21 protein-coding genes and 1 other RNA gene are annotated in these 21,799 nt (G+C 48.7%); 12 read left to right on the forward strand and 10 right to left on the reverse strand.

All coding sequences use genetic code 11. The annotated features are described in order from the left end of the window. Positions 1-51: 51 nt before the first annotated feature. Both MKX50_RS09210 and MKX50_RS09215 read right to left on the reverse strand, forming a co-directional pair. Positions 52-699 (reverse strand): nitroreductase family protein, encoded by a 648-nt coding sequence (locus MKX50_RS09210; RefSeq protein ID WP_155609124.1) that lies wholly within the window; start codon positions 697-699, stop codon positions 52-54. Between the two features lie 104 nt (positions 700-803). Continuing rightward, the gene (locus MKX50_RS09215) at positions 804-2,003 is read right to left on the reverse strand and encodes an MFS transporter (protein WP_213588867.1); all 1,200 of its coding nucleotides are present in this window, start codon (positions 2,001-2,003) and stop codon (positions 804-806) included. Between the two features lie 164 nt (positions 2,004-2,167). Here MKX50_RS09215 and MKX50_RS09220 point away from each other — a divergent pair, with 164 nt between their 5' ends. From MKX50_RS09220 to pfkA, 3 genes are all read left to right on the forward strand, one after another. Continuing rightward, positions 2,168-2,488, forward strand: a complete 321-nt coding sequence (locus MKX50_RS09220) for a hypothetical protein (RefSeq protein WP_213588866.1) — start codon at positions 2,168-2,170, stop codon at positions 2,486-2,488. A 91-nt stretch (positions 2,489-2,579) separates the two neighbouring features. After that, positions 2,580-3,662, forward strand: a complete 1,083-nt coding sequence (locus MKX50_RS09225) for a tetraprenyl-beta-curcumene synthase family protein (RefSeq protein ID WP_213588865.1) — start codon at positions 2,580-2,582, stop codon at positions 3,660-3,662. Positions 3,663-3,817: 155 nt separating this feature from the next. Further along, positions 3,818-4,789 carry a 6-phosphofructokinase gene (pfkA, locus tag MKX50_RS09230; RefSeq protein WP_213588864.1) on the forward strand — a complete coding sequence of 324 codons (972 nt, stop codon included), beginning with the start codon at positions 3,818-3,820 and terminating at the stop codon, positions 4,787-4,789. A 1,218-nt stretch (positions 4,790-6,007) separates the two neighbouring features. Here pfkA and MKX50_RS09235 read toward each other — a convergent pair. From MKX50_RS09235 to MKX50_RS09250, 4 genes are all read right to left on the reverse strand, one after another. Beyond that, complete coding sequence (locus tag MKX50_RS09235; protein WP_213588863.1) at positions 6,008-7,378, reverse strand: MATE family efflux transporter; 1,371 nt, start codon at positions 7,376-7,378, stop codon at positions 6,008-6,010. A 68-nt stretch (positions 7,379-7,446) separates the two neighbouring features. Beyond that, positions 7,447-8,640: a putative glycoside hydrolase gene (locus MKX50_RS09240; protein WP_339159269.1), complete on the reverse strand. Its 1,194-nt coding sequence runs from the start codon at positions 8,638-8,640 to the stop codon at positions 7,447-7,449. Between the two features lie 275 nt (positions 8,641-8,915). Further along, positions 8,916-9,104 carry a hypothetical protein gene (locus MKX50_RS09245; protein WP_244996318.1) on the reverse strand — a complete coding sequence of 63 codons (189 nt, stop codon included), beginning with the start codon at positions 9,102-9,104 and terminating at the stop codon, positions 8,916-8,918. A 184-nt stretch (positions 9,105-9,288) separates the two neighbouring features. Further along, positions 9,289-10,116 carry a YitT family protein gene (locus tag MKX50_RS09250; protein WP_213588860.1) on the reverse strand — a complete coding sequence of 276 codons (828 nt, stop codon included), beginning with the start codon at positions 10,114-10,116 and terminating at the stop codon, positions 9,289-9,291. Positions 10,117-10,404: 288 nt separating this feature from the next. On the opposite strand from MKX50_RS09250, the gene MKX50_RS09255 reads away from it, so the two are divergent. Further along, positions 10,405-11,985 carry a DEAD/DEAH box helicase gene (locus tag MKX50_RS09255; protein WP_213588859.1) on the forward strand — a complete coding sequence of 527 codons (1,581 nt, stop codon included), beginning with the start codon at positions 10,405-10,407 and terminating at the stop codon, positions 11,983-11,985. A gap of 73 nt (positions 11,986-12,058) precedes the next feature. On the opposite strand, the gene MKX50_RS09260 is transcribed toward MKX50_RS09255, so the two are convergent. Further along, positions 12,059-12,163 (reverse strand): sporulation protein YjcZ, encoded by a 105-nt coding sequence (locus MKX50_RS09260; RefSeq protein ID WP_213588858.1) that lies wholly within the window; start codon positions 12,161-12,163, stop codon positions 12,059-12,061. A gap of 175 nt (positions 12,164-12,338) precedes the next feature. On the opposite strand from MKX50_RS09260, the gene MKX50_RS09265 reads away from it, so the two are divergent. The 3 genes from MKX50_RS09265 to MKX50_RS09275 all read left to right on the forward strand — a co-directional run bounded on the left by MKX50_RS09265 (position 12,339) and on the right by MKX50_RS09275 (position 13,995). Next, complete coding sequence (locus tag MKX50_RS09265) at positions 12,339-13,199, forward strand: DUF624 domain-containing protein (RefSeq protein WP_213588857.1); 861 nt, start codon at positions 12,339-12,341, stop codon at positions 13,197-13,199. Between the two features lie 71 nt (positions 13,200-13,270). After that, positions 13,271-13,460: non-coding RNA, 6S RNA (ssrS, locus tag MKX50_RS09270), on the forward strand. Between the two features lie 142 nt (positions 13,461-13,602). Then, positions 13,603-13,995, forward strand: coding sequence for a DUF1499 domain-containing protein (locus tag MKX50_RS09275; protein ID WP_213588856.1), 393 nt, complete (start codon positions 13,603-13,605; stop codon positions 13,993-13,995). Between the two features lie 71 nt (positions 13,996-14,066). Here the strand turns inward: MKX50_RS09275 and tpx are convergent, their stop codons facing one another. Further along, the gene (gene tpx, locus MKX50_RS09280; protein WP_155609113.1) at positions 14,067-14,585 is read right to left on the reverse strand and encodes a thiol peroxidase; all 519 of its coding nucleotides are present in this window, start codon (positions 14,583-14,585) and stop codon (positions 14,067-14,069) included. Positions 14,586-14,686: 101 nt separating this feature from the next. Here tpx and MKX50_RS09285 point away from each other — a divergent pair, with 101 nt between their 5' ends. The 5 genes from MKX50_RS09285 (at position 14,687) to MKX50_RS09305 (ending at position 19,844) form a co-directional block, all read left to right on the forward strand. Further along, positions 14,687-15,289 (forward strand): rhomboid family intramembrane serine protease, encoded by a 603-nt coding sequence (locus MKX50_RS09285; protein ID WP_339159271.1) that lies wholly within the window; start codon positions 14,687-14,689, stop codon positions 15,287-15,289. Between the two features lie 98 nt (positions 15,290-15,387). After that, the gene (locus tag MKX50_RS09290; RefSeq protein WP_213588854.1) at positions 15,388-16,296 is read left to right on the forward strand and encodes a LysR family transcriptional regulator; all 909 of its coding nucleotides are present in this window, start codon (positions 15,388-15,390) and stop codon (positions 16,294-16,296) included. 247 nt (positions 16,297-16,543) lie between these two features. Then, on the forward strand, positions 16,544-17,419 hold the full coding sequence (locus MKX50_RS09295; protein WP_339159273.1) for an ABC transporter ATP-binding protein: 876 nt from the start codon (positions 16,544-16,546) through the stop codon (positions 17,417-17,419). Next, on the forward strand, positions 17,416-19,041 hold the full coding sequence (locus MKX50_RS09300; protein WP_339159275.1) for a hypothetical protein: 1,626 nt from the start codon (positions 17,416-17,418) through the stop codon (positions 19,039-19,041). Before MKX50_RS09295 ends, MKX50_RS09300 begins: the two co-directional genes overlap by 4 nt. Next, positions 19,038-19,844 carry a DUF4097 family beta strand repeat-containing protein gene (locus MKX50_RS09305; RefSeq protein ID WP_339159276.1) on the forward strand — a complete coding sequence of 269 codons (807 nt, stop codon included), beginning with the start codon at positions 19,038-19,040 and terminating at the stop codon, positions 19,842-19,844. The genes MKX50_RS09300 and MKX50_RS09305 overlap by 4 nt, the downstream gene beginning before the upstream one ends. A gap of 59 nt (positions 19,845-19,903) precedes the next feature. Here MKX50_RS09305 and MKX50_RS09310 read toward each other — a convergent pair whose 3' ends face one another. After that, entirely contained in the window at positions 19,904-21,010 is a 1,107-nt protein-coding gene (locus MKX50_RS09310) for a HAMP domain-containing sensor histidine kinase (RefSeq protein ID WP_339159277.1), read from the reverse strand. Positions 21,011-21,016: 6 nt separating this feature from the next. Continuing rightward, positions 21,017-21,742 carry a response regulator transcription factor gene (locus MKX50_RS09315; protein WP_244996316.1) on the reverse strand — a complete coding sequence of 242 codons (726 nt, stop codon included), beginning with the start codon at positions 21,740-21,742 and terminating at the stop codon, positions 21,017-21,019. Between the last annotated feature and the right edge of the window lie 57 nt (positions 21,743-21,799).

Here is a 21,799-nt window from a genome sequence, read left to right on the forward strand (position 1 = left end):
AAAACGGACTGGTCAAAGGATGCATCCCTGATCAGTCCGTCGTTATTTCTCTTATTCCACAATGCGCAGGATTTCCGCGACTTCCTTGCGGGGCGTCGCTTTCGGCGAGATAGCGGGATGGCCCAGCGCAATGACCATGTTCACTCCGCGGTCTTCCGGAATTTCAAGGTATTCCCGAAGCTTGTCCTCTGCCAGCAGAACAGGTCCTGTCATCGGGCAGGTCGCCAGTCCCTTCGCGTGGGCTGCGAGCATTAAGTTCTGCGTAGCCAGGCAGCTGCTCTTCAAGCCTTCCTCCGTCCAAACCTCTGGCTCTACGAATGCGATAGGATCGAAGATCCGCTCCCTGAACTTAGACGTATACGGGGTAGAGAGGCAGACGATCAGCACAGGGGCTCCCGCGAAAGCGGTGGCGTACGGTCCAAAGGATTTGACCAGCAGCTTGGCTTCCCTTGCCAATCCATTTCCTTCGGCACGCGCGGCAATTTCATGCAGCTTCTCCCAGGTGAAATCCTCAATATGCTTGATTTTCTCCTTATTGACTACGGCGATGAATTCCCAAGTCTGTGAGTTCGTATCGCTAGGGGCATAGCGGGCACAATCGATGATTTCTTCGATATCCGAAATGGCAACAGGCTCCTCCGTAAAGTCCCGTATGCTTCGGCGGGTCGTGATGATGTCCCGGAATTGATAAAAATCCATAATATCCCACCTTCGTTTCATTTAACACTAGGTACTATAATCTGCTCTTAATTATAACGTATGAGGCGGGCTTTGAACAGAAGACGGTTTATTTGGCGTATTTTTTATAGGTCATGATGAGTAGCCGAGTGACTGCTGTGCACCTTTGCCTTGGATCTGTAAAAATAACGGCTGGCAAAGCCGATAAAAGCCAGTAAAGAGGTGCCCATGGCCGTAAAATAGAAATTCTCCCTGCCAAAATGCTCAAATACCATGCCGCCGAATGCCCCGCTGCATAGTCCCGACAAGCTGGACCACATGACCGTAAACAGGGCAAGTCCGGTAGCCTGAAATTGAGCCGGAATGAGGCGGGAGAGCATGCGTATGGCCGTAACATAGAAAATGCCGAAGGAGACTCCATGCATTAATTGAATGAGCAGTATGCCGGTTGCCGAATCTGCTAATCCTACCAGCATGAATCTTAGAGCGAACATCAGGCTTGCTAAAAGCAACAGAGGAAGCTCCTTGAATTTCGCACCATATTTGGTGAGCAGCAAAAAGATCGGAATTTCCGAGAAGGCTGACAGGAGCATGGCCCAGCCGACTAGTTCTTGTCCGGCTCCGAGGTCATGCAGCGAGATGGACAGGAAAGCATCGTTCATCCTCATGCCAAGAGCAAGGCAAAATACGCAGCCCAGGAACCAGAGCAGCTCTCTTTGCTTCAGGATCGATAAGACGCCGGAGAAATTAACCCTCGCTACGCTGGTTGCCTGATCTTTGACGAATAGCGTCAGGAACAACGCCGTACCCGCTATAATCATCGATACCCCCATGGTTGTGATGGAAGGTATGGTTGACAGGACATAACCGATCAGCAGTGCAAAAATTGCAAAGCCGATCGAACCGAAAATGCGGATCGACACAAAGTTCTTCTTGTGGCGGTTTGCTGTCGAGATCGCGATCGAGTCGGATAGCGGAAGCACGGGGTAGAAGAAGGAATAGTACAATGTAATAATGAGCATAATGACCGCAAATTTCGTCGTCATCGAAAGGAAAAAGGACATTAGCAGCTGGCCTGCCAGCAGGATGAGGAGTATTTTCTTAATGGTGCGGAAGCGATCGCTTGCATAGCTCCACAGCAAATTGGATATTAACGAGATCATCGGGCCGACGGCGTAGATGTAGCCGATCTGTGTTCTGGAAAATCCCAGGTCTGCATAAAACAAAGGGAAATAAGAAGCCACCAGCGCACTGGTTCCATAAATCGTAAAAATAAGAGCTCTGAGCCAGGATACTTCTGAGCGGGCCAAGTGTTGTGATTTCATCTTTAGATCCGTACTCCGTTCCGGTAATTTAAGTCATACATCTCTAGGGTTGACATGCAACATGGATAGTATATCATAACCGTAACTAAATAAGTTTTGTAAACCTATTAAATTCGTTATAATATAGTTTGGCAATATACAACCTCGGGTAGGGGAGGATCAGCGTGTATCAATCCTGCTTTGTGTACGACGAAAGATTGGATATTCATGTACCGTCTCTTGATCGGCCTTTTGAAGATTACGGCGTTGAGGAAAGGCTGGCGATGATCGAAAGCTGGGAGAACATTCGGGGACGGATACCGACCAAGGTCATGGCGCTGGAGCGTCTGATCGAGCGGAAGCTGTCCGAGATGGGGAATGAGAACGATTTTGAGAAGAGCTGTCAAATCAATGGAGAAATCGCGGAATTGGCCAGCCAGATTCACGATCTCCAGATATGGTACCGGGTCTCTCAGGATGAGCCGACGGCCAGAACGCATCTGTGATTTAGTTAATTTGTACAAAGAGAGGGATCATATTATAATATAGACTGATTTAAAACTCGCTATATATAAACAACCTAGTGGAGGCAGGCCATTGATTGAACTTAAGCAAAGTCGAAACCAGTTTCCTAGAGAGCCGATCAGGCTGATGAGCCGGGTATACAAGTTCATTTTGCCCGATGTTCGCAAGGAGCTTAACGGCTGGAGGAAGGAAGCGGGAATGATCCCCGATCCTGAGCTAAGAAGACAAGCGCTTGCTAGTATTGAGACGAAGGAGTTCCACTGCCAGGGGGGCGCGGTTTATGCGGCTGCCAATTTGCCGAAGCGCCATATTCTGATCCCCTTAATCGTAGCCTTTCAGACGATCAGTGATTATTTGGATAATCTTTGTGACCGCAGTACATCGATGGATGAGGGGGACTTTCGCCTTCTTCATCAAAGCATGCTGGACGCCATTGACCCGCAGGCAGAGCTAACCGATTATTACGCGCTTCGGGAGGAACGCGAGGACGGAGGGTATTTGCACCGCCTTGTCTTAACCTGCCAAGACCGGATTAGGGAACTGCCCGGATATCATGCAGCCCAGCCATTCGTTGCCGAGCTGGTGCAGCTGTACACGGACTTACAGGTGTACAAGCATATTGATCCCAGTCTCCGCGAGGCTGCACTCCTTTCATGGTGGGAGCTTCACCAGTCGCGGGCGCCCCAGTTGAAATGGAACGAGTTTGCTGCGGCAACGGGCTCAACCCTAGGCGTATTTATGCTGTTTCTGTCGGCAAGCGACGAGCATCTCAGCGAGACGAGCGCACAGAAGATCCAGGATGCTTATTTTCCTTATGTATGCGGAGTACATATAATGCTTGACTATTTGATAGACCAGGCAGAGGATGAAATTGGCGGAGATTTGAATTTCTGCAGCTATTACGATAATAAAGAAACTATGCTTCAACGCATTGTATTTATGGTCGATGAGGCCCGGAGGGATGTCGCCGTCCTGCCGGCTTCGTCGTTTCACGTGATGATTATCGAAGGACTGCTGGCTTTGTATCTATCCGACCCCAAAGTCAGTGAGCAGCAAGAAATTCGAGGGGTTTCCAGGCAATTGATGAGACGAAGCTCGCTCATGCGATTATTTTTCTTCGTGAACAGCCGATGGATCCGCAAACGTTTGAAATAGCTTGTTTTTACATGACAAAACTAAGCGAGAGCTTACGAAGCAAGTTTTGCTTCACAAAACTAAGCATATGCTTACGAGGCAAGTTTTGCTTCACAAAACTAAGCGTATGCTTACGAGGCAAGTTTTGCTTCACAAAACTTTTAGGAGGAATCATTATGTCAGCAGTAAAAAAAATCGCAGTTCTCACCAGTGGCGGTGACTCCCAAGGCATGAACGCCGCCGTACGCGCAGTCGTACGCAGCGGATTGTACTACGGGCTTGAAGTATTCGGAGTGCAACGGGGGTATCAGGGGCTGCTCAATAATGACATCTTCTCCATGGATCTAAGAAGCGTAGGCGATATTATCCAGCGCGGAGGTACGATTCTTCAATCGGCGCGCTGCGTGGAATTCAAAACGCCCGAAGGCCAGCAGAAGGGTGCTCAAATTTTGCGGGATCGCGGCATTGACGGCCTGGTCGTCATTGGCGGTGACGGCTCTTACCATGGCGCTGCAAAGCTTAGCCAACTGGGAATCAAAACGATGGGCCTTCCAGGCACGATCGACAACGATATTTCCTTTACCGATTACACCATCGGCTTCGATACTGCGGTAGGCATCGTAGTTGACGCTGTTAATAAGCTGCGGGATACTATGTCTTCCCATGAACGGGCATCGGTCGTTGAAGTGATGGGGCGCCACTCTGGAGACATTGCCCTGCATGCGGGATTGGCCGCTGGCGCGGAGACGATTCTGGTTCCAGAGGTACCGTTTGATTTGAACGAGGTTGCGGACCGGATGAGATCGAATTTCGATAACGGCAAGAGACATAGTATCGTTATCGTAGCGGAAGGCGTAGGAACGGGAGAGGAAGTCGTCAAGGCTATCAAGGAGCGCCAGCCGTCTCTGGAGCCTCGCGCTACGGTTCTCGGCCATATTCAGCGCGGCGGGTCTCCGACTCCGTTTGACCGTAATCTGGCGAGCCGCCTTGGAGACTTTGCAGTTCGCAAGCTGATTGAAGGTGAATCCAACAAGGCCTGCGGCATGATCGGCGGCGAAATGATCCTGACCGATATTGAGAAGGTCGTATCGACCAAGAAATCGTTTGATATGACACTGTATGAGCTGGCATCCCGTCTGTCCCAGTAATGGGCTGGCGGTTGCGTGCTGATTGCATAACCGAGAAATGCAAAAGGGAAATCCATGTGAGTCAAGTCACTCACTGGATTTCCCTTTTTGCGTTCCTTATAATGCGATTAATGCAAAAGCCTCGCGACTGTTCCCAGCCGGTCAGGATCAGGTGGTAACTAGATGTATTTCATACAGTTAGTTCATCGGCTTTGGCCGTGTTAATGAGAACTAACTGCAAACCCTACATTTAGTTTTAAGCTATTTCGACGAATTAGCTCCATTCAGGAAAACTAACTGCATGTTTTACATTTAGCGCAAGTATTTTTTAAAAAAGAGCTTAACTAGATGTATAAAATACATTTCGAACTAAAATACGTTACGAATATAAACTCATGGCCTAGAAAGCTGCATTATTGGGGTCTGTCAAGATTTTTGTGTAAACTCATTTCAAGTAATTCTCCGAGGGGGATTTAGCCTGCTTAACGTAAATGGTTACCGATGCGTTCCGGGAAAAAGATGGAGAACTCCAGCCCAGCAGCATCTGTCCCCAGTTTTGGACTTGACCTAGTAATTGTCATACGATGAGAAACTAGTATTCAAGCAGTCAGTAATACGACCGATGATCTGCCCTTCGGTCCGGAGAACATCCTACCATCGCACGGCACTCCGAATATAGATGGTATGGAACACTTAGTGACCAACATGTTAGCCTCGTACGAGCGACCTGTTTGGAAGAGGCTGAAGAGGCTACGCTAACGGTTGTCATCGCGCTTAATCGTCCCTAAAAGAGGGGGGGCTTTTCTAACGGTTGTATGAGCGCTTATTTGGACGAAATAGCCCCTCTGCCTACGAAAAACCGTAAATAGGCTCGATGGCAACCGTTACATTTTGTTAAACCCCACTTTTGCCCAAATAACGTCACTCACAACCGTTAGAATTTGCAGCTCACGACCATTAGGATTTCCGATCACTTCCAACCACAACCTCCCGGGCAGTAACCAGCTGATTGTCCTTAATGAAAGCCCGCAGTTGTTCTTTTGACCAAAGTCCCACGTGTTCTCCCTATCTTTCTGTTACTTCCACTTTAATGGGCTTAGGAGTTTACACAAACTAATTTACAGACTCCATTATTTCAGTATTCTGTATGAATGACCTAACCTACCTAATCGAAACCTAACCTAATCCACTCTAATCTATTCTAATCTCTTAAGCCTGTTACTCTATTAGGCTCATTCATTACTTCGATTCAGGCAGAAGCGCCCGCCTCGCGAATTTGCGCTGGACGGCCAGAAGGCGGCCGGTGAGCAGTACAGCGGCTACGGCCAGTCCGGATATGAGCCCAACCCAGTAACCATAGGCGCCTTGATTCGCATAATTAGCCAACACGTGGCCCAGCGGCAAGCCGATAATCCAGAAGGCGAGCAGGGTGATCCAGAACGCAGGATTCACATCCTTGTAACCGCGCAGCGCACCTTGAATTGGCGTGGCAATAGCATCGGACAGCTGGAAGAAAATCGCGTAGATCAGGAAATGCATGATCAGCTGCACGACCTCCGGCTCGCTGGCATAAATCTGCGCTACATTTTGACGGAACAGCATAATGATCAAGGCGGTGGCCACCGATAAAGCGGCTGCTGATCCGATGCCAATGTATGAATACTGCTTGGCATCTTTTAACCGTGACGCGCCGGTTTCGTAGCCGACCAGAATCGTCAGCGCCATGCAGATGCTAAGCGGAATCATGTACAATGTGCTGGCAAAGTTAAGGGCAGCCTGGTGCGCCGCGATGGTGAGCGTATCGAAACGGCTCATCAGCAGCGTTACCGCTGCAAAGACGGCGGTTTCGAAGAAGATCGCGAATCCGATTGGCACGCCTAGCTTCATAAGCTCCTTCCACTTCGCAAGCGATACGCCGTACCATTTGCGGAACACGCCATAGGAGGCAAAAGGCTCTGCCTTATGGACGATCAGAACCGATATCAAAAAGATGCACCAGTAAGCAAAAGCAGTGGCAATCCCGGAGCCTATCCCTCCTAGTCTTGGGAAACCGAGTTTTCCGAAAACCAGCACATACCCGGCTCCGACGTTTAGCGGCAGGGAAATCAGCGTAATGATCATCGATATTTTGGTCTGGCCAAGCGCGTCAATAAACGAACGCATCACGATGTATCCAAACAGCGGGAAGATGCCGGTCGATATCGCCACGAGGAAATATTGGGCGATATGATGCACCTTAGGCTCCAAAGCCATCCCATTAAGCACCGGTGTTACGGTGAACATGCCAATAAGCGCGACGGCCGCGGCGATGGCAATCGAGAGCCAAAGCGCCTGAATGACATGATACGCTACTTTGTCTTTATGCCCGGCGCCGATCAATTGCGATACGATCGGAATCAGACCCATCAAAATTCCGCTAAGACCGGTTTGGACAGGGACCCACAGGCTGGAGCCGATCGCAACGCCAGCCAAATCGGCAGGACTGGCATGGCCCGACATCATCGTGTCAAAAAAGGTCATGAGGGACATCGTAATTTGCGTTACTAGAATAGGAATAAGTATGATAATAAACTGGGCATATTTTTGCCTAAGATTGTTAGTTTCTTTCAAGCCTGATTTCTCCTTAGTCCGCCCAAACCAAAACCCGGGCGGGTCGCCCGGGCCATGTCGGATGGCATTTATTTATAGGTTACGCCGGATGTATACCGGTTGGATGCATTCCATAGCAGATATTCATCGACATTCAATTCCTTGAGCGCGCGGATTTGTTCTTCCACTTCATGCTTGCCGTACTTGGTGTAGTGGCCTTTGCCGAGCCAGCTTGCCGTAAAGTCCTGAATCCATGGCCGAATTACAGGCTGGTTGTCGCCTAGCGGCTCCAGCTTCTTCTGCGTATCGATCGTTGCTCCACGTATCGTTTGATAGGGGGCCATGTCTGGATCCTTGGCATTGAACCAGCCGGTTGTATAATGGCTAGGATAGATCATGGGGCAGATGATGTCTACATTTTCCGATATTTTCACGAAATCCTGGCCGATCCCCTCGGCAGCAGGCACGGAAGCCGCATAACCGAAAATATCGACAGATACCTTGACGCCAAGCGGTTGAAGCTCTTCTTTTGCATATTTTACAAAGGAGGTTACCGCGTCCACGCGGCTGCGCTCATCCTTGTGATATTTTAAAGTGTCGGCTCTTTTCTCGAACCCTTCGGGGAACCGCACGTAATCAAACTGTACCTCCTTAAAGCCCAGCTTGGCAGCTTCTTTGGCTATCTCCACATTATAATCCCATACTTCCTTGCTGTATGGATTGACGAAGGCTTCCCCCTTGCCATTGGCCCAGACGGAGCCGTCACTATGTACAAACGATAATTCCGGATGTTTCTTCGCAAGCACGCTGTCTTTGAACACGACAACGCGAGCTATAGGGTAAATTTCATGTTTATCGAGACGCTCCATCAGCGCGCCCATGTCACGAATGAAGGGCTGGGGCTGACCTAGCTCTTGAAGCTTGGTATTGTCTGTCTTATAAGTAATGTAGCCATGATCATCCTTGAGGTCGATAACCATGGAATTCAATTCGGTGCTGTCCAGCAAGTCGATCAGTTGGTCCATGCGGGAACCGCCGGCACTGTAAGCCGTTACGTAAATCCCCTTTACGACTGGAGCGGCTGTTTGAGGCTGCACTGCCAGCATGGTAGGTGAAAGCGGGGCGTCCAGCCGTCCCTCGGCGGCATTGGCCAGGAAGGTATGATAGGCGGATTGCATAATGCCCGGCATTTTGCTGTTTGAAGCGTCAGTGTGAGCCGGGGAAACATCCCCACCGGTACCCGCGCTCAGAGCCAGCAATAAAATCGTCCAAAAGATGTTCATCGTCTTCTCTCCCCATAAGATACACGTTCTAAGATGATTATAATGGATGTTTGTTACTCATAATAAACAGTTTTGTTATTGTTTGCGAAAAAAATAACCGCGTGCTTTACTCATTAACACGGCAATGCCTGGTTGAAACCGATAACCAGAAATGCACCCAAGGAGATCCTCATAAGTACAAGCTCAAAATTCCAAAAAAAGGCCGCTTCTTCTGCCAAGACAAAAGAAAGCGGCCTGGGTAGTGCTATAAGGCTGAAGCTCGCCGAAACTAATATTTAATGAAGCAAATTAGTATCTTGAAGCTCGCAAATGCTGAATTGAATAATCTCCATCGCATCATTCGGTTCCAATAAGTTCATACCGTCCCGAAGGATGATCATGGAGTCAAGCTCCTTCTCGTTAAAGAAAGGAAGCATATCGGGGAACCACTTCATGACGATTTGTGCCAGTTTTACCGTTTCCATTTCCACATCAATCACCCTTTCCTTCTAGAATCATTCGTGTAGAGAATCATTCTTAAATGGAAAAGCACAAAGCCTGTGAAATCGGGTAAAGCTGAAATCTTATGAAATTGACGAAGGAACCGCGCATAATTCATTATATCATATCAAATATCTTTTGGCATCGAGTACAGGCCTGTGGGAAAATTTACTTTTTTCTGAACGAACCCATAACGCCTACGGTTTCTACAATGTTCACGAACGCTGTGGGGTCGGTCTGTTTAATAATATTTCTAAGCTCGGTCAGTTCGTAGCGGGTCGTTACGGTCATCAGCATATCCTTTTCTTTGTGGGAGAATGCGCCTTGTGTCTTAATGAGAGTAACCCCGCGCGGTAGCTTCAAAAGTCTGCTTAGCAATTCGTCGGTTTTGTCCGTTATTATGAACAGGGTAACTTTAATATGGCTGACATGAAGGAGATCGACCACTTTGCCGCTGAGGTAAATCGATACCATGGAAGCAAGGGCCAGATTCCAGTCCCCTTCGATATAACCCATGGCCAAAATGACGATGGCGTTCATCGATACGAGCACGCTGCCGACCGGGAAATCGCGGTATCTCGTAATAATCGAACCTATGATATCAAAGCCGCCGGATGATCCCCCCGCCCGAAACGATATTCCGCTGCCACCCCCGACGAGCACGCCTCCGATGACCGCGGACAGAAAAGCATCGGTGGTAATCGGATTTTCGTGAACAGGGATCAGGGCGATGAACCAGGTTACCGCCGCGACGGAAAGAATGCTCAGCAGGATGAAGCGCCTTCCAAGCAGAAACAGTCCCGCAATGAGAATAGGAATGTTGTATACGAAATACATCGTCCCGATATTTAAGGGCGTAAAGTAACCGGTCAGCATCGATAATCCGGAGACCCCGCCGCTAAGCAGGTGGTGCGGGACGAGGAATAGATTGAAGCCGGCTGCGATCAATGCCGCTCCGAACACGATGACTAGGCTGTTCCAGATTGTTTTGAGCATCGTAAAATCACCTCTTATGGTTGTGAAAATGGTTGTGAAAATAAGCCAGGCAGCTTGCTGGTGTTCTTTTCATGTTTTGTGCTATAATGTTTGAGATATTCTTGAGTAGGTATCCTTTTCCATGTTAAATGGGAAAGAATGTATTAGTGATCTGAACCGAATCTTCTGAAGATCCGTATGCTATGTAAAATTTATGGGCTGATTGGACAGCCTATAAACGTTCCAATGCTACTTAAGAATACAGTCAAGATGGTGGGAAGTCCACTGTATAGAAGGAGTATGAATATTTTGAGCACATTTGCAGATTTCGGCCTAGAGCCTAAAGTTCTACAGGCAATAACAGAACTCGGTTTTGAAGAGGCAACCCCGATTCAAACCAAATCGATTCCCATTGCTATGACAGGTCGCGACCTCATCGGACAAGCACAAACGGGAACAGGTAAGACGGCGGCGTTCGGTCTTCCGCTGATCAACAAAATTTCAGCCAATGAGGATCGTATCGTAGCGCTGATCATGGCCCCTACCCGGGAGCTTGCTATTCAGGTCGCAGAAGAAATTGGGAAGCTGTCCCGTTTCAAAGGCATTCGTTCCCTGCCGATTTATGGGGGACAAGACATCGTCCGCCAAATTCGCGCATTGAAGAAGAAGCCTCAAATCATTATCGGCACCCCTGGCCGCTTGCTCGACCACATTAATCGCAAGACGATTAAGCTTGACGATGTACAGACAGTCGTACTGGATGAAGCCGATGAAATGCTGGATATGGGCTTCATGGACGATATTCAGTCGATTCTGAAGCTTGTCCCCGAAGAGCGCCAAACAATGCTATTTTCCGCTACAATGCCAGCAAATATCCAGAAGCTTGCCCAGCAATTTCTTAAAAACCCGGAGCATGTTTCCGTTATTCCAAAACAAGTTAGCGCACCGCTAATCGATCAGGCGTACATTGAAGTACATGAGCGCCAGAAATTCGACGCGATTACGCGTTTGCTGGATATGGAATCACCGGAACTGGCTATCGTGTTCGGACGGACGAAGCGGCGCGTGGACGAACTGGCGGAAGCTTTGCAGAAACGCGGCTATTCAGCGGACGGCCTTCATGGCGACTTGTCCCAGAACCAGCGCGATAACGTGATGCGCAAGTTCCGGGATGGCAGCATCGACGTGCTTGTGGCTACCGACGTGGCAGCACGCGGATTGGACGTATCCGGCGTAACCCATGTCGTCAACTTCGACCTACCGCAAGATCCGGAGAGCTATGTGCACCGCATCGGCCGTACAGGACGGGCGGGCAAGGAAGGCGTAGCCTGGTCTTTCGTTACGCCGCGTGAAATCGACCATCTTCACTTCATCGAGCGGATCACCCGCCAGAAGATCGCCCGCAAGCCGCTGCCATCCATTGCTGAGGCGATCGAAGGGAAGCAGCGCATTACGGCAGAGCGTCTGATCGAGCTTGTGGAAGCAGCCGAACTGAACGAATACAAAGGAATCGCCATTTCGCTGCTGGAGCAATATGATTCGGTCAACCTGCTGGCAGCCGCGTTTAAGCTGATTACGGGAGACAAAGGGGATAAAGCGAGTATTGAGCTGACTCCGGAGGAGCCGATTCGCGTTAAACGCCGCAAGCCGGACATCCGTTCCAGCGGACGCAAGCCGTATGGCTACGGCGGCAACCGCAGCGGAGGCGGCGGATACCGGAGAGATAATCGCGACGGTGGCGGCCGTGGAGGTTACGGCAGCAAAGGCGGCTATAACAGAGACGGGGGAAGGGACTACCAGTCTTCTTCGGACCGAAAGCCGCGTCCTGCAAGCAGCGGCGGGGATCGCAGACCGCCAAGACGCAATGACAATCCTTCGTACGACGCTTAATGAACAATAAGCACGTATATAGCAAAGAAGACGGAGACGCCTGCTGGCGCTCCGTCTTCTTGCTTATAGGAGATTAGATCAGAATAGAACGGCTCACAATAACGAGCAGAATGAACAACACCAGAATAGTACCTGTGGAAGTCCAGAAACCGCCACAAGTTGGACCTACACCCGACATGAGATAACCTCCTTTAAAGATGTTTGTTTAGAAGTTACGGTATATACTATGGCAATATCGTTCATCTAGTTTAGACGCTTACCTAGAACATGTTAAAATAGGCGCTGGATAGTGCTCATTTAATCATGTATAGTATTATTAATAGACATAAACCTTACTGGAGGGAGATTTTTTTTTGGAATACAAAGGACTAATGAGCGGTTTCTACAAAGTAACCGAGTGGATCATGAGAATATCGGGAAGCAATTTGCTCTGGCTTCTCTGTTCGTCGCCTTTTTGGTTTTTCGTGCTAACGGGATTGTTAACCCCGGACATCGAAATGTGGATTCAAATCGCTTGGATTTTAGCCGTGTTGGCACCGTTTACATTGTTCCCGGCTACAGCGGCGCTATTCTCGGTGACACGTAAATGGGTCATGGGCGATACGGATGTGAGCGTTGTTAAAGTGTACTTCAAAGGGTACAAAGAGAACTACAAGCAGAGCATGATCGGTGGAATCTTCTACACTTTGTTGATCATCGTCATGATCGTCGACTATAACGTATATATGAAGCAGTTCGCCAACATGCAGATTATCGGCATCATCATGTTGATTTTCTTGATCTTGCTGTCGGTTTCCTTATTCAATTTCTTTTCATTGGTTGCCCACTATCATTTGAAAACTTCGCTTCTTATTAAGAATGCGATCTTGTTGACCATCCTCCGTCCGTTCCGCGTGTTATCGACGGTGCTTTGCGTCATTGCGCTGGGATTCATTACGATGCAGTTCACATGGCTGATCTTGTTCGGCTTCGGTACGCTTGCCGCATTCGTTGCCTTCTACAATTTCAATGTCAGTTATAACAAGCTTCAGGAGAAGGTGGAGAAGATGCGCGTAGCGGAGGAAGGCTCGAAAGACGGCGAAGAAGACAGCACCGACGCTGAAGGAAACGAAGGAGCCGGGAATGACCGCGAAGACCGTGAGCATGCCGGAAATACAGAAGGGCCAACGGCTGAGCTGCCGGATGACAGCAGTAAGGATCAGACAAAATCCTAGGCCGAGTTTACAAATTTTACAAACTGCCTATATTAGGTTTACATTTAGAAATAGAAGGACTATAATAGGTTTACGTCCTGCGATGTGCGTTTCGGTTCCAAGTTGTTTTGAACCAATGACAATGTCCAGGGAGACTTAAATTGCTTCGCTGCTGAAAGGCCCTATCTATTAGATCAGGGGACTTCAAAGGCGCTGCTGCGGTCACCCACCTGCTGATGCAGGTTCGAGACAGTGTAACCGGACGGCATAGGCGGGTCTACATATTCAATGATGACAGCACCCTGTCCCTTTATGGAGTAAAGGTACCAGGGTGCTTTTGTTTGTTACGCAACAATGTTAAACTAGATACAAATGTAGTACATACACCCTATGTCTCGTGACGAGTAACGAAGGAGGAAGTAGAGTGTCAATCAAGAGAACCCTCATCGGCATATTCCGCAGCCAGGAAGGTACGAGCGACCGTGCGAAAGTGCCCGAAATGAAAACAAGGTATTATCAGCTATCCAAGGATCGAATTTGGGAGGAAGTCTCCTCGACGTTAAAGAAAATTCCAGGGTATAAAGTGCTGCACGAGGTGCAGTCTGTCGGCGAAATTACGCTGGAGAAGAAAACCGCGTTGGGCCGCACGATGGATATTACCGTATCGATCGTGTCGACAGGGCCGCTTCGCAGTGCGGTGGACATCTACTCGGCGACGAGGGGGTCGTTGGGGGATTTGGGCAGCAACTATCGCAATATCCTCAATCTTTATGCGGCACTGGACAAGAAGCTCGGGGCTTATAAAGTAACTTCATAATTAAACAAAAGCGAGCAGGGAGGTTTATCCTCCTACTCGCTTTTCTTGTTCAATAGGGTTATTGCAACTTATTACAGAAGGGCTTTAACTGCAGCAATTGCATTTTCATAGTTCGGATGTTCAGTCATTTCACTCAGGTACTCGACATAAGTGATTTTATTGTCTTTGTCGATAACGAACACGGAGCGGTGATCCAACTTGAATTCATTAATCAACACGCCATATGCCTGGCCAAAGGAATTGTCCTTATAGTCGGACAGTGTTACGACGCGGTCAACGCCTGCGGCACCGCACCAGCGGGCTTGAGCGAATGGGAGATCCGCGCTGACAGTAAGGATAACGACGTCGTCGCCAAGGCTGGCAGCTTCTTCGTTAAAGCGGCGAGTTTGCGCATCGCAAACGCCGGTGTCCAGGGAGGGGACAACACTGATCAGCTTGATTTTACCTGCAAAATCCTGAAGAGTTGCTTCTTCGAGCAAATTTTTACTTAAACGGAAGTCTGGAGCCGTATCGCCAACCTTCAGCTCAGGACCTACCAGAGTAATTGGATTGCCTTTAAATGTTGCCACATTTGTACGTTGTTGTGCCAAAATGTATCTCCTCCTAAAACAATTTTGTGAAAGCACCTAATTTTAATTATAATCTTTTTATAAAGAGATTGTCCAACATTAGGAAGAAAGGTTCGGATCGTATGATATTTATTCGCTATGAGAATTGGAGAACCTATTTGAAATCGTACCCGGTGACCTGCCTTATTCTCGCAATCAATATTGTAATGTTTGTTCTAACTGCCGTCGGGCCGGAGGAAGCCATCCTTGAATACGGGGCTATGATAAATAGAGAGCCTTATACCAGCGAATGGTGGCGCTTTGTCGCCTCGATATTCCTGCATTTCAATTTCGGGCATCTGTTTTCCAACAGCTTCGGGATCCTGATCTTTACGCCTCCGATGGAACGGCTGCTCGGCTCCTGGCGGTATGTCCTGCTCTATTTAGGCAGCGGCATTGTCGGCAATCTGATCACGATGGGAATCTATCAGCATTCGTCCATGGTGCATATTTCTGCAGGGGCATCAGGCGCCATTTACGGAATTTATGGAGCTTTCCTGTATGTGGCATTGTTTCAACGGCAATTTATGGACGAAGCTTCCCGCAAGACGCTGTACAGCCTGCTTATCGTCGGGATTGTCTTCTCGTTCCTCGTGCCGCAGGTGAACTGGATCGCCCACTTAGGCGGATTTATCGGCGGCTTCTTCATCTATGGATTGATCATTCGCCTGCTAAAACGACGTTGAACCCCTTGAAGGTAAATGGTAAAGTTATGTTAGAGCAAAAATAATGGCAAGTTACCCATATGGGTTATGACAGGAATCGAAATGGAGCGATCAGATTCGTGGAATTAAGACAACTGCAATACTTTGTGAAGGTGGCGAAGAAGGAGCATGTTACACAGGCAGCCGAAGAACTTCACGTGGCCCAGTCTGCGGTAAGCAGGCAAATCCACCAGCTGGAGCAGGAGCTTGGCGTTGACTTGTTCATGCAAAAGGGAAGAAATCTGCATTTGACTGCGGTAGGACAGCTATTTTGCAGCCGGGTGGAGACGATCCTCAAAGATTTGGATCGCGCCGTAAATGAAGTTCACGAGTTTATTGATCCAGAGCAAGGCGAAATTCGTCTCGGATTTCCACATAGCCTCGGTGTTCATGTTATTCCTAGTGTAGTTGCCGAATTCCGTAAGTTGTATCCGAATGTAAAGTTCAGATTCAAGCAGGGAATGTACCCGACACTCATTCGTGATGTCGTATCAGCCGAAGTGGATTTGGCCTTCATCTCTCCTTTTCCAGAGAACCATAATCAGGTTGCGGGCAACGTCGTACTGACGGAGGATTTGGTGGCGATTCTGCCGCCGGGCCATCCGCTCGCCAATGAGCAGAGCATTAAGCTCAACCAATTGAAAGACGATAAATTCATCTTGTTCAGCAAAGGTTATTCTTTAAGACCTATCGTGTGGCATGCTTGTCTGGAAGCCGGATTCACGCCGAAAATCGCCTTTGAAGGCGAGGAGACGGATACGATCCGCGGCTTAGTCGCTGCCGGGATGGGCGTCAGTCTCCTGCCTGAAGTGGCGCTATTCCAGAGCTTCACGCTGCAGCCGGCCCGGGTTCGCATTTCTACGCCGAAAGTAACGAGAACGATCGGGCTGATTCACCGAGCCGACGATAAACTTCCGCTGGTCGCGCAATCCTTCCGCATATTTCTGCTAGAATATTTCGGACTGCAACCGGACACGCCGCCAAGTTAATAACTGGCGGCGTTTGTTCTTAGGCATGATCCCAAATAATTAACCATAATAAAGCCCAGCCTATACGGAAATAGCCGTATGGCTGGGCTTTTCCGCAGCTTGAGCGGGTTTGTTGTTGACTCCGTGTATTTTATTTTAGTTTTGCTCTTATTTTACTATACTTTTATTTTCGCACAGTATACTAGGGTTCAAGACCTGAAACGTAATGATTGTGCGAATAACAAATGAGGCGTGGTGAAGAGTAGCAATGGAGTTGAAGATTGAGCATGTAACCAAATCCTATGGCTCAAAACAAGTGCTAAACCAGGTCACCCTGCATCTAAAGCCGGGTATTCTGGGACTGCTGGGACCGAATGGGGCAGGTAAATCAACCTTGATGAGAATGCTGTCGACGTTAGAAAAGCCTACTTCCGGAGTAATTACTTGGAACAGTGTGGATATCGCGCAGCATCCGGATGAATTGCGCGCCGAACTCGGCTATTTGCCGCAGGACTTCGGCGTGTATCCGAATATGACCCCCGTGGAATTTCTGGAGTATATGGCTGCGATGAAGGGGTTAACGCTAAAATCGGCAAGGAAGAGGATCGATGAACTGCTCGAAATTTTAAATTTATCCAATGACCGCAAGAAGCTATTGGGGGGATTTTCCGGCGGGATGAAGCAGCGCGTAGGTATCGCCCAGGCACTGTTAAATGATCCTTCGCTGCTCATCGTGGATGAGCCGACCGTGGGTCTTGATCCTGAGGAACGCATCCGCTTCAGAAATCTGCTATCGACGATGTCCTCCAACCGGATCGTCATTCTCTCTACGCATATCGTTACGGATATCGAGTCGATTGCTCCGGATATCGCAATCCTTTTCAGAGGCAGACTCGTGAATTTTACGACGCCGGAAGGCTTGATCCAGAGGGCAGATAACAAGGTGTGGCTAAGCATATTCCCTTCTTCCGAGCTGCAGGAGATGCAGGAGAAGTATATTATTAGCAGCGCCATACACCGTAGCGACGGGGTGCATGCCCGGATCGTTTCTGATTTCCGCCCTTCCCAGAATGCTGTTCTGCTTCCTTCTACGCTGGAGGATGCGTACCTGTACGCCGTCTCTCCATTAGGAGGGGCGTCATGAGCAATGCATGGAGCACCTACTACTGTCTGATTAAGAACAACCTGATCAAGCAAATGAGAAGCTACTCCTTCCTCATTGTCGTCCTGCTGACGTTGTTCCTGGGTTATGCCTGCGTGCCATCCCCTTCCAGCGGGTATCAGGTGTTCTATATTGGCGGAGTACGAGGCATTTACAATTCCGCATGGTTAGGCGGGATGGTCACGATGATGTCCACGCTGCTGTTGTGGCTGTTTGCCTTCTTTATGCTGCGCAGCCAGGTTTCCGAGGATCAGAGGCTAAAGGTCGGGCAGATCATTGCTTCGACGCCGGTTTCTAATTTCCGCTACATTTTTAGCAAAGCAATCTCCAACTATGTTGTATTGCTTGTGATCGAGCTGCTGTTGTTTCTGGCGTTTATGGGAATGCAGTTAATCCGCGGGGAAGACTATTATATTCATATCGCCGATTACTTGCAGCCATTCGCCTTCATTGTCATGCCCTCGCTGCTCGTACTGGCGGCATTGACTGTATTGTTCGACGTGATGCCCGGTTTGAAGGGTGTCGTGGGGAATATTATTTTTTTTGCCCTATGGGTGTGCTGTAGTATCGTGTCAATCGCTACGCCGAATAGTCTGCTGGATGTATTCGGTCTTGATATCATTCGTTCGGATATGGTACGGGAAGCTACGCTAAAATATGCGTTCCTGACTGCGAGCGAGGAGGGCGGAAGCTTCGGATATTATCCGGTGGAAAGCATCGGCCCTACGTTTGTCTGGCATGGCGTAGAATGGAGCCCGAGCCTGCTTATTTACCGATTGGCCTGGGTAGGCATCGCAGTGCTGCTTATTCTTGTTTCTTCCCTCGTATTCAACCGCTTCAGGACAAAAGAGAATGCCAAACGCAGTCACATCCCGGTTATTTATGAACCGAAGAAGGGTGTTGCTGCCAAGCCGGATCATAGCCATGAGTATAGGCTGTCCCCTGTCAAGAAAGAGAAGAGAGTCCGCATGATGAGACTAGTTCGGGCGGAGATATGCATGATGCTGAAAGATTGTTCCATTTGGTGGTATCTGCTTGTACTGGGCAGTATGGCCGCGAGCCTTCTCATTCCGCTGGAAAACGTACAGAGCTGGCTGCCCGTACTAGCGTTATGGCCGATTGCCATCTGGTCGCAAATGGGTACACGGGAGAAATTTTATTTTACCCGGGAATTGTTGATGTCCAGCTGTTCTCCGCTCAAAAGATTTTTTGCAGTTTGGGTTTCAGGAATTCTCATCACCCTGCTCGTATTCTCGGGAGCATTAGTCCACTTCATTCTGGATGGACAATGGGCGCACTTGACGGCCTGGCTGGTGAGTGTTCTATTCGTTCCGACGCTGGCCATGGCTTTGGGAACACTCAGCGGGACGAGGAAAATGTTTGAAGTCGTCTATATGTTGTGGTGGTATATGGGAGCGGTTAACAACCTTCCTAATCTTAACTTCCTGGGCGCCGGGACAAGCCAATCCCTACTATACGGCATATTGACATGCCTCCTGCTGATCATGGCTCTTGTTGGCCAGCAGATCAAAGCAGGAGTGCTGGGAGGTAGCGCTGCGAAAGGAAATAACTCGAAGCACTACGATAAAGGAGGGGTATCATGAATTTGATGATTAACCGTAATATAAAAATGATTACTACGGCGTTGGCTGCGGTCTTGTCCCTGTCTCTTTCAGGCTGCGATTCCAAACCAAGCGTAAATAGTGCGGGCAAGACCTTCGATGGGACGCAAGTGGAGGAAATCATCCTAAATACGGACGGCCAAAATATTGAAATACGGCCTGCAGGCAGCTCTGAAATTAAGGTCAGCACAAAAGGCGGAAAAGAAGCCATCGCCGAGTTGAACGGCAGTGTGTTGGATGTTAACTATGGCAGTTCCTCGAGTCTGGTTAACTTTAAGACAGACACCTTGCAGGTTGAGCTGCCGGATAAGCAATTCCGCAGAATCAGTCTGACGGCGTCGGCTGGGCAAATTAAAGGCGAAGATTTGAAAGCCGATGAGCTTGTTTTTATAGGAGATTCGGGAAGGCTTGAAATTAAAGGCTTTGAGGGAAATCATATTCAAGGCAAAGTTGCTTCGGGAGACATTGAGCTTACCGGGATTACCGGTGACTTCCATATCGAGAATGACACAGGGAATGTGAAGGTATCCCATAACGGGCAGCTGGGTCAAGGAAGCAGTATTAGAACCGGAACGGGAAAAGTCGAGATGGCTTTCGAGAATGCACCTGGCGCCCTGGAGATTGACGCTTCGACAGAATCCGGCAGGATCGAGTCGTCCCTGACTTCGGCGTCCGAAGTGAACGCTGCAGGAGCGGGGCAGGAATTAAAGACTAAGATCGGCTCTGCTGCCGACGCGCCGAATCTAACCATCAAATCATCTTCAGGAAGTATTTATATTAAATAAAACATCCCGCCCTGCTCCATCGTTGACTGTTGATTGTTGACGGAGAAGGGCGGGTATTGTTATTTGGCAAAGGGGATGGTGATGTAGAAGGTAGTCCCCTTCTCCGGGATGCTGTTTACGGAAATATGCCCCCGATGGGCGAGTATCAAATCTTTAACGATCGACAGGCCAAGGCCCATGGAATGATGAGCGGAAGATGAGTCCGGCGTTGCTCCGCGATAGTATTTTTTGAACAAATTCTCCACAGTAGCGCGGTCCATTCCAACCCCGTTATCCTCAATCGTAACTTTAATGAATTCGTTCTGTACATTCGTTAGCTGTACCGAAATTGCCGTGCCTGGGGGATTGTGCATGACTGCATTGAGAAGCAGGTTCTGGATCGCCCGGTACAGCAAGCGCTGGTCAAAAGAGAACGGAATCAAATCCTCTTCGCAGTGAAAGCTTAAATCATACTCCTGTAAATCGGGGTCGTTCCAGGTATCCGCCAGCAGGCTCTTCAGGAACTCCACCAGGTTCGCCTCTTCCAGCCGCAGAGGGATCTGCGCCTTTGTTTCCTGGAGCCGGAGAGACAGGTTAAAATCCTGAATCAGGGCTTCCATATGCTTGCTCTTTTTGAGAATCTCCTGCATGAAGGAATGCTTCTCTTCCTCGCTCCAGGAATATTCCTCGTTCAAGAGCAGGGCAGAATAGCCGGATATATAGGTAAGCGGTGTTTTTAAATCATGGGAGATGCCGGCGATCCAGTCCTTCTTTAACTGCTCGAGCTTCTCTCTTTCCTGCTGGGATTTTCGGAGTTGGTCGGATAATTCATAAATGTTGGTTATAATTTCGCGGAAAAGCCGGTAGGGTCTTTTGAGCTTATTCCGCTTCGTATACATTTTATCGCTGTCGGCAGGCTCTTGATAAATACCCTGCGATAAGCGGGATATCCAGGAGATGATCAGCCAGATTGGGCGGCTGAAATACCAGCTGAAGATCAGGCTCGAAACAATGATGCTGACCGCGAAAAGAACAAGCAGGATCAGGTCGTAGCCGGGCATCCCTTCATAAAGTCCCAGCATGGGCAGAATGCCGTCGATGATCAGCATGACGACGATTCCCATGCTTAATATCCAGGCAAATAATCCGGCGATAAAATGAATGCTGAAACGCAGCTTAATATTCATGATACGTTACCTTTCTTTAGGGGGCACGAATTTGTATCCAATTCCTTTTATGTTAATGATGATTTCAGGAGACTTCGGCTTGCTTTCGAGCTTCTTTCTGATTTTGGAAATATGCATGGTCACGGTTTTTTCCTCGCCATAGTTTGGCTCCTCTCCCCATACGAGCTGATAGATTTGCGTAGCGGTGTAGAGGCGATTTGGATTTTTGAAGAAAAATTGCAGTAACTCCAGCTCCTTAGCCGTACATTCAATAACTCGTTCGTCGACAACAAGCCGTGCCTCGGCAGGTTTCAAGGCAAGGTTGCCATAACGGTATTCTTTAGACGGCTCATGGTTCTCACGCAGCATGGCTCGGGTAAGGTTCTGTCTTCGCAGCAGGCTATGTATTCTAGCAACTACCTCAAGGGGATTGAAAGGCTTCGTAATGTAGTCGTCACCGCCGATTCCGAGGCCTGTTAATTTGTCAAAATCGCTGGAGCACGAACTGATGAAAATAATAGGGGAGTTTGTGATGCTCCTGATTTTATGGCATAAGTCGAATCCATGGGTATCGGGGAGCATGATATCCAGCAAAATGACATCAAACGTATGCTGACTTAGCAAATTCAATACCTCTTCCCCCGTGGTACAGGAATATATATCATGGAACCTCTCTTTTTTGAGAATAATCTCCAGCAGGTTCAAAATACCTTCCTCATCATCGACCATCAGTATTTTCTCATTTCTGAGCAAAATCGAATTCCTCCTAGACAATGAAATTTCAACGTAAAAATACCACTCTATTTTACC

The sequence above is a fragment of the Paenibacillus sp. FSL W8-0186 genome (genome assembly GCF_037969765.1).
In the GTDB taxonomy this organism is placed as follows: domain Bacteria; phylum Bacillota; class Bacilli; order Paenibacillales; family Paenibacillaceae; genus Fontibacillus; species Fontibacillus woosongensis.

Excerpts from the sequence above, each read along its gene's own strand:
- MKX50_RS09210 (WP_155609124.1), bottom strand. The coding sequence starts at position 699 with ATGGATTTTTATCAATTCCGGGACATCATCACGACCCGCCGAAGCATA.
- MKX50_RS09215 (WP_213588867.1), bottom strand. The coding sequence starts at position 2,003 with ATGAAATCACAACACTTGGCCCGCTCAGAAGTATCCTGGCTCAGAGCT.
- pfkA (WP_213588864.1), top strand. The coding sequence starts at position 3,818 with ATGTCAGCAGTAAAAAAAATCGCAGTTCTCACCAGTGGCGGTGACTCC.
- MKX50_RS09240 (WP_339159269.1), bottom strand. The coding sequence starts at position 8,640 with ATGAACATCTTTTGGACGATTTTATTGCTGGCTCTGAGCGCGGGTACC.
- MKX50_RS09245 (WP_244996318.1), bottom strand. The coding sequence starts at position 9,104 with ATGGAAACGGTAAAACTGGCACAAATCGTCATGAAGTGGTTCCCCGAT.
- MKX50_RS09250 (WP_213588860.1), bottom strand. The coding sequence starts at position 10,116 with ATGCTCAAAACAATCTGGAACAGCCTAGTCATCGTGTTCGGAGCGGCA.
- MKX50_RS09260 (WP_213588858.1), bottom strand. The coding sequence starts at position 12,163 with ATGTCGGGTGTAGGTCCAACTTGTGGCGGTTTCTGGACTTCCACAGGT.
- MKX50_RS09285 (WP_339159271.1), top strand. The coding sequence starts at position 14,687 with ATGATATTTATTCGCTATGAGAATTGGAGAACCTATTTGAAATCGTAC.
- MKX50_RS09295 (WP_339159273.1), top strand. The coding sequence starts at position 16,544 with ATGGAGTTGAAGATTGAGCATGTAACCAAATCCTATGGCTCAAAACAA.
- MKX50_RS09300 (WP_339159275.1), top strand. The coding sequence starts at position 17,416 with ATGAGCAATGCATGGAGCACCTACTACTGTCTGATTAAGAACAACCTG.
- MKX50_RS09305 (WP_339159276.1), top strand. The coding sequence starts at position 19,038 with ATGAATTTGATGATTAACCGTAATATAAAAATGATTACTACGGCGTTG.
- MKX50_RS09310 (WP_339159277.1), bottom strand. The coding sequence starts at position 21,010 with ATGAATATTAAGCTGCGTTTCAGCATTCATTTTATCGCCGGATTATTT.